The sequence below is a fragment of the Streptomyces sp. NPDC002057 genome (assembly GCF_040296665.1).
In the GTDB taxonomy this organism is placed as follows: Bacteria; Actinomycetota; Actinomycetes; order Streptomycetales; family Streptomycetaceae; genus Streptomyces.
In genome coordinates this window covers 1-13,232 of sequence record NZ_JBEOXR010000015.1, presented here as the reverse complement: position 1 = coordinate 13,232, position 13,232 = coordinate 1, and the positions used below count along the sequence as shown (strand labels likewise).

General features: G+C 72.5%; 9 protein-coding genes. 4 read left to right on the top strand and 5 right to left on the bottom strand.

Features of this window, described 5'->3' with window-relative positions:
- Positions 1 to 70 precede the first annotated feature (70 nt).
- Positions 71 to 1,696, bottom strand: a complete 1,626-nt coding sequence (locus ABT129_RS14700; RefSeq protein ID WP_351900710.1) for a sulfatase family protein — start codon at positions 1,694 to 1,696, stop codon at positions 71 to 73.
- A gap of 276 nt (positions 1,697 to 1,972) precedes the next feature.
- On the opposite strand from ABT129_RS14700, the gene ABT129_RS14695 reads away from it, so the two are divergent.
- Both ABT129_RS14695 and ABT129_RS14690 read left to right on the top strand, forming a co-directional pair.
- Positions 1,973 to 3,811 carry an APC family permease gene (locus tag ABT129_RS14695; protein ID WP_351900708.1) on the top strand — a complete coding sequence of 613 codons (1,839 nt, stop codon included), beginning with the start codon at positions 1,973 to 1,975 and terminating at the stop codon, positions 3,809 to 3,811.
- 142 nt (positions 3,812 to 3,953) lie between these two features.
- Entirely contained in the window at positions 3,954 to 4,709 is a 756-nt protein-coding gene (locus ABT129_RS14690) for a DUF4118 domain-containing protein (RefSeq protein ID WP_351900706.1), read from the top strand.
- Here the strand turns inward: ABT129_RS14690 and ABT129_RS14685 are convergent.
- The 4 genes from ABT129_RS14685 to kdpB form a co-directional block, all read right to left on the bottom strand.
- Positions 4,687 to 5,223 (bottom strand): hypothetical protein, encoded by a 537-nt coding sequence (locus ABT129_RS14685; protein ID WP_351900704.1) that lies wholly within the window; start codon positions 5,221 to 5,223, stop codon positions 4,687 to 4,689. The genes ABT129_RS14690 and ABT129_RS14685 overlap by 23 nt on opposite strands.
- Before the next feature lie 53 nt (positions 5,224 to 5,276).
- Entirely contained in the window at positions 5,277 to 6,014 is a 738-nt protein-coding gene (locus ABT129_RS14680) for a GNAT family N-acetyltransferase (RefSeq protein WP_351900702.1), read from the bottom strand.
- A gap of 230 nt (positions 6,015 to 6,244) precedes the next feature.
- Positions 6,245 to 7,054, bottom strand: a complete 810-nt coding sequence (locus tag ABT129_RS14675) for an SDR family NAD(P)-dependent oxidoreductase (RefSeq protein ID WP_351900701.1) — start codon at positions 7,052 to 7,054, stop codon at positions 6,245 to 6,247.
- 265 nt (positions 7,055 to 7,319) lie between these two features.
- A complete protein-coding gene (kdpB, locus tag ABT129_RS14670; protein WP_351900699.1) occupies positions 7,320 to 9,491 on the bottom strand; it encodes a potassium-transporting ATPase subunit KdpB in 2,172 nt (723 codons plus the stop codon).
- Positions 9,492 to 10,314: 823 nt separating this feature from the next.
- Between kdpB and kdpF the strand changes: the two genes are divergently transcribed.
- Entirely contained in the window at positions 10,315 to 10,404 is a 90-nt protein-coding gene (gene kdpF, locus ABT129_RS14665) for a K(+)-transporting ATPase subunit F (protein ID WP_351900698.1), read from the top strand.
- Between the two features lie 98 nt (positions 10,405 to 10,502).
- Entirely contained in the window at positions 10,503 to 12,905 is a 2,403-nt protein-coding gene (locus tag ABT129_RS14660; protein WP_502981765.1) for an ATP-binding protein, read from the top strand.
- The last annotated feature ends 327 nt before the right edge of the window (positions 12,906 to 13,232 follow it).

Genomic DNA, 13,232 nt, shown 5'->3' with positions numbered 1-13,232 from the left:
CCGCGGCTGCCCACGAGCTCGTCGGCCGTCCGTCCCGTACTCCCGGTCCTCGGCACAGAGCCGGCCCGGGCTACCTCCTGGAGGCGCCCCCCGCCGTGGTGGCGGGCTGATCGGTGTCACCGTGCCAGGTGGGCCAGCCGAGGAGCCGGGGCCGTTCGGTCACCCAGGCGCGGGTGTCCGTGCCGATCTCGGCGTCGATCAGGGCCTCCAGCCGACGGGAGTACCGCAGGACGAGGTCCTGGTGCGCGGGGTCCGCCGCGAGGTTGCGTACCTCGGACGGATCTTCCTGGCGGTCGTAGAGCACGACGTCGTTGTCGGCGAACAGTGCCTTCAGGTCCGCCGGGCGGTTGGCGTTCAGCGGGGAGAAGTACCGGCCGAAGGTGTAGCGGGCGTCGGTGTAACCACGGAGGAATCCACGCTTGGTCCAGTCCGGGCGCAGGGCGCCACTCTGGACGCGTGCCGGGGCTTCGGGGTCGGCGAACTCGAACCAGAACGAGGCGTCCAGGGTCACCAGCGACTCGACGGCGGACAAGACTCCCTCGCGTACCGCCGAGCCGTTCAGGGCCGGCATGAGGGAGTGGCCCTTGAGCGCGGGGAAGCGTGCGGCGATGTCTGCGGGGGCGATGCCCGCGCATTCGAGCAGGGTCGGGGCGAGGTCGACCGCCGACGCGAGGGCCTCGGTGCGCGTGCCGCCGTCGATGTCGGGATGGCAGAGGATGAACGGGACGTGGAAGTTCTCGTCGTAGACGAGATTCCCCTTCTGCCGGAGACCGTGGGACCCGGCCATCTCTCCGTGGTCGGCGGTGAAGACGACGAGCGTGTGGTCCGCCTGCCCGGAGGCTTCCAGCGCGTCGAGCACCAGCTCGACGCTGCGGTCCACGTCCCGCAGGGCGTTGAGGTAGAAGTTCAGACCGTCGTACCAGTGCGCCTCGTCGGCCACGGGCCCGAAGACGGTGTCGAGCATCCGTGCGTACTCGGCCACGGCGGGAGCCGCGCCGGACAGATCGTCGTGCAGGCTCTCGGGCAACGAGAACTCCCAGCGCTTCCGGTACACCGGAACGTCGGCCGCCGCCTTGGCCACCACCGCGTGCGCGAGACCGAACGGCAGCTCGACCTGGGGGGAGCCGCCGTAGTCGAAGCTCATGATGTCGTGCGGGTTGACGAAGTTGACGGCCATGAACCAGGGCTGGTCCTCCGCCACGACAGGCGCCCTGTCGCGTAGCCAGCCCACCGCCTGGCCGGCGATCACCGGGTCGATCTTCAGCCCTGCCCACGCTCCGCCGTCGATGTCGCCCCAGGCGTTGAACTCGCTGAATCCGTAGGGCTCCAGCGCGTCCGTCGTCGGTGCGGGCCGGTCCGGCGTGACGTAGGCGTTCGAGAGGTGCCACTTCCCTTGGTAGGTGCAGTAGTAGCCGGCCGACCGGAGCATGGTGCCCAGCGTGCCGAGGGCCGGATCGAGCGGACGGATGTACGGCATGTTGTCGTTGTCGTAGATCTCGGTGGCGGGCAGGTGCCGGCCGGTGTACAGCACGGACCGGGCGGAGCTGCACATCGCGGACGCCGAGTAGAACCGGTCGAAGACCGTGCCCCGTGCGGCCAGCCGCTCTCGTGCCGGCAGTGAGAAGCCGTCGGGGCGGGGGATCGCCGCCCGCTCCTCGTCCGTGACGATCAGCAGAATGTTGGGGCGACGAGTCATGGCCATTCCCTTCGACGTGCTGCACTGCACCGGCGCCGCAGAGTGCAGGTACGCGCGGCAGGGCTGCACCCCGGCCAAATCTAGGTCGCGAGGACGCGTGCCGCTCGCGAGGACGCCTCGACGTGAATCCGTCCGGGTGACTGCGGTTTCCCGCCGGTCGCGTCAAGAAGGTGTGAAGAGAGCGGCGTCGGGCGCAAGGAACGCGCAAGGAACGCCGGGCTCCACGCCGACCGGGGCACACCCTGAGCGGACCTGAACACGAAGGAGCTCACCCGCATGTCCGCTCTGACCACCGAGAACGGTGCCACGCCCGCCGTCGAGGAACCCCCGGACACCGGAGCGCGTCACAAGCTGACCGCGGTCACCGGTCTCGCCGCGCTGTCGCTCGACGCGATGGCCTCGGTGGCGTACGGCCCCGAGGCCATCGTCCTGGTCCTCGCCGCGGCCGGAGGGTACGGGCTCGGCTTCACGCTCCCGGTCACGCTGGCCATCGCGGGTCTGCTGGCCGTCCTCGTCGCCTCGTACCGGCAGGTCATCGCCGCGTTCCCGGACGGCGGCGGCTCGTACGCGGTGGCCAAGGCGTACCTCGGTCGTCGCACCAGCCTGGTCGCGGCGGGCTCGCTGGTCCTCGACTACGTCCTCAATGTCGCCGTGGCCGTGACGGCCGGTGTCGCGGCCCTGACCTCGGCCTTCCCCGGGCTGTACGGCGACCGGCTGTGGATCTGCATGGCGGTCCTCGTGCTGATCACCGGCGTGAACCTGCGCGGCATCGTCGACTCGGCCCGCGCGTTCATCGCCCCGACCGCCGTCTTCATCGGCGCGATCCTGGTGCTGATCGTCGTCGGCCTCTTCCGCGACGCCCCCGTCTCCACGGCCACCTCCGTCGGTCACGCCTCGGTCCTCGCGGACAACGCCACCACCGTCGGGGCGCTGCTCCTGCTGAAGGCGTTCGCCTCGGGCTGTTCGGCGCTCACCGGCGTCGAGGCGATCGCCAACGCCGTGCCGTCGTTCCGCGCCCCGGCCGCCCGCCGGGCGATGCGCGCGGAGGTCGCGCTCGGCGCGCTGCTCGGTGTGATGCTGATCGGGCTCTCGGTCCTGATCTCCCGCTTCGGGCTCCAGCCGGTCGAGGGCGTCACCGTCCTCGCCCAGCTCGCCGACGCCTCCCTCGGGCACAACTGGGCCTTCTACGTCGTCCAGTTCGCCACCATGGTGCTGCTCGCGCTCTCCGCGAACACCTCCTTCGGCGGTCTGCCCGTGCTGCTGAAGCTGCTGGCCCGCGACAACTACCTGCCGCACGTGTTCGGCCTCAAGGCCGACCGCCAGGTCCACCGGCACGGCGTCGTCTGGCTGGCCGTCGTCTCCGCCGCGCTGCTGCTCTTCTCCGGCGGCGACACGAACACGCTCGTTCCGCTCTTCGCGATCGGCGTCTTCGTCGGCTTCACGATCGCCCAGACCGGCATGGTCCTGCACTGGCGTCGCGAACGCGGCCCCCGCTGGGCGGCCAAGGCCCTGCTCAACGGCCTCGGTGCCGTGCTCACCGGTGTCTCGGCGGTCGTCGTCACCGCCACGAAGTTCCACGACGGCGCCTGGCTGATCGTGATCGCCCTGCCGGCCCTCGTGCTCGCCTTCGAGGCCGTGCACCGGGCGTACGGGAGGATCGGCGAGCGCCTGGGCGTCGGCCGGATCCCCGAGCCCCCGCACCGCGAACGCTCCCTCGTCCTGGTCCCCGTCTCCTCCCTGACCCGGCTCACCAGCGAGGCCCTCACCGCCGCCGTCTCCCTCGGCGACGAGGTCCGCGCGCTCACCGTCTGCCACCCGGACCCGGAGGACCGGGAGGCCACCGAGGCGCTGGAACGCGACTGGGCCCTGTGGAACCCGGGCGTCCCCCTGGTCCGGCTTCCCGCCGAGCGCCGCTCGCTCGGCCGGCCGATCACCGCCTACGTACACGACCTGGAGGCGACCGAGCCGGGAACGAGGGTCACCGTCCTGATCCCGGAGGCCGAACCCGAGCACCTGTGGCAGCGAGCCCTGCAGAACCAGCGGGGCGCGGTCGTCGCCCACGCCGTCCGCCGCGACACGAACGCCGTCGTCTGCCGGCTCCGCTTCCGCTGCTGACCACTTCGGCCCCTGACCGTCTCCGCTGGTGAACGTCAGGAATCCGTCAAGGACCCCTCCGCCCGGTGCCACCCGCGCCGCACCGGGCGGAGGCTTGACGTGTGTCGGGGGACAGCGGGGGGCGGATCCTGTGAGGTGGATGATGAGGATTCCGCTTCGGGACACGGCCGCCGTCGCCGCCGGAGTCCTGGCACCGCTGGCCGCCGCTCTCGCGCTGATACCGCTGCGGACGTCCGTCACGCACACCGATCTCGCGCTGCTGCTGGTCGTCGTGGTCGTCGCCGTGGCGGCGTTCGGCAACCGGTTCGCCGGCGCCCTCGCCGCGCTGTCGGCCGCCGCGTGGTTCGACTTCCTCCACACCGAGCCGTACCGGAGCTTCCACATCGAGGACCGGGCGGACATCGAGACGGCCGTCCTCCTCCTGGTCGTCGGTCTGGCCGTCTCGCAGCTGGCCGCGCGCGCCCGGACGCTGAAGCGGGTCGCGGTCACGGACGCCACGCATCTGGAGCGGTTGCACGGCACGACCCGCCTGGCCCGCTCCGGTACGGCCTCCTCCGACGACGTCGTCCGACGCGTGCGGCAGGAACTCGTCGAGGTGCTGGAGCTGCGGGCGTGCCGTTTCGAGTACGGCACGCTCATCGGGCGTCCGCCGAGGCTCGACCCGGACGGGTCGGTGAGGGTGGACGGCTGGATCTGGGATCCGGAGCGGCAGGGCTGGCCGGAGGGCGAGATCGAGCTGCGTGCCGTCGTCCGCGGACGCTACCAGGGCCGCTTCCTGCTGACCCCCGAACCGGGCTCCGTACCGCCGCTGGAGGCACGGCTGGTCGCCGTCGACCTGGCGGCCCAGGCCGCCGCGGCGCTCGACGACGACAGCGTCAGCGCAGGCCCGAGATCGTGAAGACGGAGCGGGCGGTGTCCCGCTCGACGCGGCGGGCGAGCCGGTCGAGGTCCCGGACGCCCTTCTGGAGTATGCCGTTCTCGTAGGAGATCCGCGCGTCCGTCTCCAGCAGGAGCCAGAGCGCCGGGTTGGCGAGGAGGACGCGCAGTTCGACCTGGGCCAGGGCGCCGTCCGTGTCGGTCAGTACGAGACGCTGCTCGATCCCGTCCGGCCAGCGGACGACGGTGAGCCGGTCCGTGCGGACGCTCCGCAGGCTCCACAGGCCCCGGACGGTCAGCCGGCCCGATGTCGCGGAGACCCTGGCGGGCAGCAGGACGGTGAAGAGGACGACGGCCAGGACGATCCACAACAGCGCGCTCGGCAGGGTCAGTCCGCCGTTCCCGGCCTCCACGGTCAGCGCCAGGGCCAGCAGGAGGCCCGCGCAGCCGACGGCGGCGCGGGCCTCGCCGGCCCACTGGCCGTCCTGGACGCTGTGGTCACCGGGTTCGTGTCGCGGGGCGAATCGTGGCTCCATGGAACGGACGCTAGAACCGGGGCCGGCCGCGGCCGGGCCTCTTGACGCGGTACCTATGCGGCCTCGGTCAACCTTGACGCGTGGTTGACGGGTCCGGCGACGAGGTGGACGTATTCGTGGTCCAGGCGGAAGCCGGCGGTCCAGGCGAGGAGGCGGCTCGGGCGGTTGTCGCGGGAGCAGCTCCAGCTGGCGCGGTGGCCGCGGGCCGCGATGTCGGCGGTCAGTCCGGCGACGCAGGCCAGGGCGAGGTGCTGACGGCGTTCGTCGGGGGCGGTGGCGCAGGCGACGTCCTCGTAGCGGTGGCCGAGGTACCGGCTGCAGGCCACGGCGAGGACCCGGCCCTTGCGGACCGCCACCCAGCCGAGGCCCGACGCGGCGAGGGCGGCGGGTCCTTCCCAGCTCTCGTGGATCCAGTCCATGGACGGGTCGAGCGTCGCGAGCGCCGGCAGGTCGGCGGGGGACAGGCGGCGGACGGTCACGCCTCGCGGGACGCGGGGCGCGACGGCCCCGACGCGGTGGACGTAGAGCATCCGCTCCCACGGGACGAGCTGCTGGAAGGCGGCACCGAGAACGGGGACGAAGCGGCCCGGCGTGTCGACGTAGTGCCCGGCGAGGGGGGCCAGTTCGTCCGGGGTGACGGCGCTGGGATCGCCGGCCAGAAGGGCGTGTCCGCCGCACGTCACCGCCACCACGCGGGGCTCCTCGGCCCGGTCGGTCCACCACTGGCCGTGGCCGGTGGTGAGGACGTGTTCGGCGAGGGCCCCGGTGCCGGCCGCGCCGGACAGGAACACACGTGCAGGGGCGGGCGGTTGGTGGGACGCGTGCGGGATCACGGGCACCTCCTGGTGCGGAAGGAGAGGGGGCGGCCCGGTCGGGGCCGCCCCCGGGGGGTCAGCGGGCGCCGGCCCCGCGGCTGCGGTCCGCCCTCCTCTCGCGGCGGTCCTTCTTCACGCGGGCGTGCCCGGGCAGGGAGGGAGGGGTTCCTCGCGGGCCGTGCGGGCCGGGCACGGCGTGCGGGTCGTCAGGCGCTCTGGCCGACGAGGAGGTCGGCGAGCTTGGTGAGGCGCTTGACGGTGCGTTCCTCGGAGGCGGCGGGCGCGGGGGCGACGCGGTGTTCGCGGTCGTAGTACGCCCCGTTGACGATCTCGACGGCCGGGTCGCAGAGCCGTACGACATGGGCGGCGCCCTCGGCCGGTGCGACGCCCTCGTGGGCGTAGAGGGGCAGGAGGCTGGTGGTGCAGATGCCGGGGTGGACGGAGACGGCGGTGACGCGCGGGTCGGCGGCGAAGACGGTGAGGGCCAGCTGTGACTGGGCGTAGGCGGCGAGGCGGGAGTAGCGGCGGACCCGGTTGGGGTCGTTCCACTGGATGGAGCCGGTGCGGTGCAGGGAGGACGAGACGTTGACGACCCGGCCGCCCGTACCGTCGGTGAGCGCGGGCTCCAGGAGGTGGGTGAGCAGGTAGTGGGCGAGGAAGTTGACCTGGAAGGCGATCTCGTTCCCGTCGGCCGTCACGGTGTGGCGCTCCGGCGCTGCCATGCCCGCGTTGTTGACGAGAACGTCGAGGCCCGGGTGCTCGGCCAGGACACGGGTCGCCAGGTGCTCGACCTCCTCCAGGTGCGTGAAGTCGGCGCCGAACGCGCGGAGTCGGTCGGCGTCGACCCCCGACAGGGTGACGAGCCGGTCGGTGGCGGCGAGCGCCTCCTCGGCGGTGCGGCCGTGGACGAGCACCAGCGCGCCGCGCTCGGCGAGCAGCCGCGCGGTCTGGTAGCCGATGCCGGAGGTGGCGCCGGTCACCAGGACGGTTCGGGAGGAAAGGTCGGATACGGACATGACTGGTCAGCCCCTCAGGGATGAAAGGTGTGTACGGGTACGAGGAAGGGGCGCCGGACGGTGGAGGTCACGACGCCCCGGAACTCCGGAGTCTGCGGTCAGCGGTGGGCGGACGGTGCCTCCGGGCGGCGGGACTCACGACGGGGCGCCGGATGAGGCGGCCGGTCGAGCAGGAGCCACGCGCTGTTCATGCCTCCCATCGAAGCCGTACGGGAAGCCCGGGGCAAGCGGGGCTGACGATCCCTGACGCCGCCCTGACGAGAGTTCACCCCAGCCCGGGGACACCGGAGATGAGGAGGTCGATCGCCTTGATGCCGACGAAGGGCAGCACGAGTCCACCGAGGCCGTACACCGTGAGATTGCGGCGGAGCAGGTCGTGCGCGGAGGCGGGCCGGTAGCGGACGCCGCGCAGGGCGAGGGGGATCAGGGCCACGATGATCAGGGCGTTGAAGATGATCGCCGAGGTGATCGCCGAGGTCGGGCTGTGCAGCCCCATGATGTTCAGCGCCTCCAGGCCCGGATAGGCACCCGTGAACATCGCGGGGATGATCGCGAAGTACTTCGCGACGTCGTTCGTGATCGAGAAGGTCGTCAGCGCGCCCCGGGTGATGAGGAGCTGCTTGCCGATCTCGACGATCTCGATGAGCTTGGTCGGGTTGGAGTCGAGGTCGACCATGTTGCCGGCCTCCTTCGCGGCCGACGTGCCCGTGTTCATCGCCACGCCGACGTCCGCCTGGGCGAGCGCGGGGGCGTCGTTGGTGCCGTCACCGGTCATCGCGACCAGCTTCCCTCCCTCCTGCTCCTTCTTGATGAGGGCGAGCTTGTCCTCGGGGGTCGCCTCGGCGAGGAAGTCGTCGACACCCGCCTCCTCGGCGATCGCCCGCGCGGTGAGCGGGTTGTCGCCCGTGATCATGACGGTCCGGATGCCCATGCGCCGCAGCTCGGCGAACCGCTCCTTGATGCCGTCCTTCACCACGTCCTTGAGGTGGACGATGCCGAGGACCCGCGGGCCGTCCCAGTCGTTCACCGCGACCAGCAGGGGAGTGCCCCCGGCCCCCGAGATCTGGTCGCTCCAGGCGCGCGCCTCGCCCGGCACCTTGCCGCCGTACATCTCGACCCAGGCGACGACCTGCGCCGCCGCGCCCTTGCGGATGTGGCAGGCGGCGCCGTTGTCCCAGCGCAGGTCGATGCCGCTCATCCGGGTCTGTGCGCTGAACTCCACGAACCTGGCGTTCGCCAACTCGCCCTCGGCCGGGGCCCGCAGCCCGTACCGCTCCTTGGCCAGGACGACCACCGACCGGCCCTCCGGTGTCTCGTCCGCGAGCGAGGACAGTTGTGCGGCGTTCGCGAGGTGCGCCTCCTCGACCCCCGGCAACGGCACGAAGTCGGCGGCCTCGCGGTTCCCGAGGGTGATGGTGCCGGTCTTGTCGAGGAGCAGGGTGTTGATGTCCCCGGCCGCCTCGACCGCCCGCCCCGACATGGCGAGGACGTTGCGCTGCACGAGCCGGTCCATGCCCGCGATGCCGATGGCCGAGAGCAGTGCGCCGATGGTCGTCGGGATCAGGGTGACGAGGAGGGCGACGAGCACGGTCGTGGAGGGAGCCGCGCCGGCGTAGGCGGCCATGGGCTGGATCGCGACGACCACCAGGACGAAGACGACGGTGAGAGCCGACAGGAGGATGTTGAGGGCGATCTCGTTCGGTGTCTTCTGCCGGGAGGCGCCCTCGACCAGGGCGATCATCCGGTCCATGAAGGAGTGGCCGGGGCGTGAGGTGACCCGGACGACGATCCGGTCGGACAGCACCGTCGTACCGCCCGTCACTCCCGTCCGGTCGCCGCCCGACTCGCGGATCACCGGCGCGGACTCGCCGGTGACGGCGGACTCGTCGACCGCCGCGACCCCGTCGACGACATCGCCGTCGGCCGGGATCAGCTCGCCCGCCCCGACGAGCACGAAGTCGAACAGCCCGAGGTCGGTGGCGGCGACGGCCTCCGTCTCGGCCCGGTCGAGGTCCGTGCCGTACCGCCAGTGCTTCAGCCGCAGCGCCACCGTGTCCGTGCGCGCCTTGCGCAGCGACTCGGCCTGCGCCTTGCCGCGGCCCTCCGCCACGGCCTCGGCGAGGTTGGCGAAGATCACCGTCAGCCACAGCCAGACGCTGATCACCCAGGTGAACACGGACGGGTTGAAGACCGCCGACAGTGTCGTGAGCACCGAACCGACGCCGACGACGAACAGCACCGGATTGCGTATCAGGGCCCGCGGATGCAGCTTGCGCACGGCATCCGGGAAGCACTTCACCAGCTGGACGGGGTCGAGCAGCCCACCCCGCGCCGAGCGCCGCCGTTTCGGCCCGGGGGCCGGGTGGCGGGACGGGGCGGCCGGAGCGGACGGCGTCGGGGGAGCGGAGGGCGCCTGCTGGGGCGCGCGGGAATGCATCGCGGAAGACCTTCTGAATAGCCCGGCCGCCCGATCGGCGCAGGCCGGGAGAGCACGGCAGGGCCGCCCTCGTCCGCGCCCCGTGGGCGCGGAGAGGATCTCCGGCACCCACAGGACGGCTGCGGACGGACAGCGACGCTCGCGGAGCGGAGGCACGGCAGCCGGATGGGAGGACCGCCGTGCCCCCGCGGTCCGGGGACGATCAGGCCACTGACGTCCACGGGTCGGTGAGCGACCGAGAAGAAAACTAGGCCAACGGGAAGCCGACGGCCGCACCGGAACGCCCGAATTGACGCCCCTCTTACGGACGTTGGGCCGAGCCGTCAAAGGCCCGTCAAATCGGACCGACGGAGCGTCAGGGCCACGTCAACACCGGCGGGCGAGGCCGAGACGGACCGCAGACTCCTCACCGCGGGGGATCGGGCAACCGTCCGACGCGTGGGGGTGAGAGGGATGTGTGATCACCACTACCGGGAGCACGCACGGTCCGGCACCGACGGCCCGGACCGTCACCACCACACCCACGACGGTTGTACGACCGCTGGGCCGTCCCGGTCCGCGACCACGAGGGGGGCGCGGACCGGACGGCCCGTCGGCAGGGCGGGCGCCGGTCCCGCCTCGTACACCCGGCCGCCGTGCCGCCGCGCCCGCGCCCCGTGGATTTCCCCTGATCGAGCGGCTCGCACGCCAGAGATCCGCCAAGACGCCGTCAGCATGCGACGGCACCCCGCAAGAGACCCGTCAAAGTGCACGTACGCGCGCCGCGCACCGGGTTTCCTCCCCACAGGACACCCGCAGGGACTCACCAGGGAGTGAAGCGCTCATGAGCGTGGAGAACGTGGTCGGACTGATCGTCGCCGTCAGCATCGTCGGCTATCTCGTGGCCGCGCTGATCCGCCCGGAGAAGTTCTGAACCTGCCCGCGCCGTCGAAGCCCGTCGACCCGGAGCTCCGTCCGGGGAGACTCAAGGTCTTCGTCGGTGCCGCCACCGGGGTCGGCAAGAGCTACCGCATGCTGGACGAGGGCCGCCGCCGAGCCGCGCGCGGCGCCGACGTGGTCGTCGGCATCGCCGACTGCCACCGCCGCCCGCACACCGAGGCGATGCTCGCCGGCCTGGAGACCCTGCAGCCCGCCCGCGTCGCCCACGGCGGCCGCGTCCGCCCCGAGCTCGACCTCGACCGGGCCCTGCGCCGCGCACCGGCGCTGATCCTCGTCGACGACCTCGCCCACACCAACGCGCCCGGCCACCGCAACGCCCACCGCTGGCAGGACGTCGAGGAACTGCTCGCCGCCGGCATCGACGTCGTCACCACGGTCAACGTGCAGCATCTGGAGTCGCTCAGCGACGTCGTCGAGAAGATCACCGGAGTGCCGCAGGGAGAGACCGTGCCCGACGCGGTCGTGCGCCGCGCCGACCAGATCGAGCTCGTGGACATGGATCCGCAGGAGCTGCGGCGCCGCATGGCCCACGGCAACATTCACCCGCCCGAGGACGTCGACGCGGCCCTCGCCAGCTACTTCCGTACGGGCAACCTCATCGCACTGCGCGAACTGGCCCTCCTGTGGGTGGCCGACCGGGTCGACGAGGCGCTGCGGAAGTACCGCTCCGAGCGCGGCATCGGCGGGGTGTGGGAGATACGCGAACGGATCGTCGTCGCCCTCACCGGCGGACCCGAGGGCGACACGCTGATCCGGCGCGCGAGCCGCATCGCCGCCCGGACCGCCCAGGGCCGGCTGCTCGCCGTCCACGTCGTCCGCAGCGACGGCCTCGCGGCAGGCACCTCGTCCGCCGCCCTCGCCCGCCAGCGACGGCTCGCGGAGAGTCTCGGCGGCAGCTTCCACACCGTCGTCGGGGACGACGTCCCCACGGCCCTCGTGGAGTTCGCCCGGGCCGAGAACGCCACCCAGCTGATCCTGGGCACCAGCCGGCGCGGCCGTCTCGAACGCTTCCTGACGGGCCGGGGCATCGGCGAGACGACCGTCGCCCTCTCCGGCGACATCGACGTCCACACGGTCACCCACGAGCGGGCGGGACACGGCCGGCTGCTCCCCTCCCGCCGCCGCACCCTGCCGGTCTCGCGACGCGTCGCCGGGCCGCTCGCCGGGCTCGTCCTGCCGGTCCTGCTCACCGTGCTCCTCGACCACACGCGCGGCGTGTTCAACCTGACCAGCGAGGCACTCCTGTTCCTCGCCACCGTGGTCGGCGTGGCCTGCCTCGGCGGGGTCGTCTCGGCGCTCGTCGCCGCCGTCTCCGCGTCGCTGCTGCTCAACTACTGGTTCATACCGCCCGTGGGCGCCTTCACCTTCACCGACGCCGACAACATGCTCGCCCTCGCCGTGTTCGTCCTCGTCGCGACCGTCAACGCCGCGGCGGTCGACCGCTCCCTGCGTCTGTCCCGACGCGCCGCCCGGGCCACCGCCGAGGCCGAGACCCTCTCCTCGCTCGCCGGGTCGGTCGTGCGCGGCGACCACACGGTGTCCGCCCTGCTCGCCCGTACCCGGGAGATCTTCGGCGCCGACTCCGCCGAACTCGTACCGTCCGCACAGCTCCCCGCTGCCCACGCGGGAGACTCCGAGGTCAGCCAGGTCGCCGTCGGCGACGGCCACTTCCTCGTCCTGCGCGGCCGCACCCTGCCCTCCTCGGACCGTCGCGTCCTGGCGGCCTTCGCCGCCCACGTCACCGCCGCCGAACACGCCAGGCTCGCCGAGGCCGCCGCCGAGGTGGAGCCCGTCCGGGCCGCCGACCGGATGCGGACGGCGCTCCTCGCCGCCGTCAGCCACGACCTGCGCACCCCCCTCGCCGCCGGATGGGCCGCCGTCGCCTCCCTGCGCAGCACCGACGTCGAGTTCACCGCGGACGAGCGCGACGAGCTGCTCGCCACCGCCGACGAGTCCATGGCCCGACTGGCCCGGCTCATCGACAACCTCCTCGACATGAGCCGCCTCCAGGCGGGCGCACTGAACCTCTCGCTCCGCCCCACGGCCCTGGAGGAGGTCCTGCCCGCGGCGTTCGACGCCCTGCCCGCCGACGCGGCCCGCCCCGTCCTGCACGGCTTCGAGCAGGCTCCGCCGGTCTTCGCCGACCCGCCGCTGCTCGAACGCGTCATCGCCAACCTGGTGGGCAACGCGAGCCGGTTCGCTCCGCCCGCCCACCCCGTCCTGCTCACGGTGAGCGCGCTCGCCGGCCGGGTGGAACTGAGGGTCGTCGACCGGGGCCCCGGACTCCCGCCCAGCGATCGGGAGCGGGTCTTCGAGCCGTTCCAACGTCTGGGTGACAGGGACAACACCACGGGCGTCGGTCTCGGACTGGCGCTCGCCCGTGGTCTCACCGAGGCGATGTCCGGCACGCTGACCCCAGAGGACACCCCGGGCGGCGGCCTGACCATGGTCGTCTCGCTGCCGAGCGCCGTCTGAGACCGCGGTGGAACGGGCCGCGTCGTCCATCCTGACGCGATCCGTCCACCCGCCGCCGTCGGCGAGGGCCACACCTTCCGCGGGCACCGAGGCGGGAACCGGGCCCCAGGCGCCCCCGCCGGGGACACGTCGGCGGGGTTCGGCAGCCGGGAAGCCGTAGAGGACGCGTCAAGAGCGCGCCGCGGAACGTATGAGGGCCGTTAACGAGAGCCGATCCGTGGCCGAAAGGCGATTTCCTCATCTCGTCCGAGAATCCGTTCTTCCTTCTTCCTGCATCCGGGAGCTCACGATGGCCGACGTGGCCTTCGTCGTCACCACGGTCGCGAT

Excerpts from the sequence above, each read along its gene's own strand:
- ABT129_RS14700 (WP_351900710.1), bottom strand. The coding sequence starts at position 1,696 with ATGACTCGTCGCCCCAACATTCTGCTGATCGTCACGGACGAGGAGCGG.
- ABT129_RS14685 (WP_351900704.1), bottom strand. The coding sequence starts at position 5,223 with ATGGAGCCACGATTCGCCCCGCGACACGAACCCGGTGACCACAGCGTC.
- kdpB (WP_351900699.1), bottom strand. The coding sequence starts at position 9,491 with ATGCATTCCCGCGCGCCCCAGCAGGCGCCCTCCGCTCCCCCGACGCCG.
- ABT129_RS14675 (WP_351900701.1), bottom strand. The coding sequence starts at position 7,054 with ATGTCCGTATCCGACCTTTCCTCCCGAACCGTCCTGGTGACCGGCGCC.
- ABT129_RS14690 (WP_351900706.1), top strand. The coding sequence starts at position 3,954 with ATGAGGATTCCGCTTCGGGACACGGCCGCCGTCGCCGCCGGAGTCCTG.
- kdpF (WP_351900698.1), top strand. The coding sequence starts at position 10,315 with ATGAGCGTGGAGAACGTGGTCGGACTGATCGTCGCCGTCAGCATCGTC.
- ABT129_RS14660 (WP_502981765.1), top strand. The coding sequence starts at position 10,503 with ATGCTGGACGAGGGCCGCCGCCGAGCCGCGCGCGGCGCCGACGTGGTC.
- ABT129_RS14695 (WP_351900708.1), top strand. The coding sequence starts at position 1,973 with ATGTCCGCTCTGACCACCGAGAACGGTGCCACGCCCGCCGTCGAGGAA.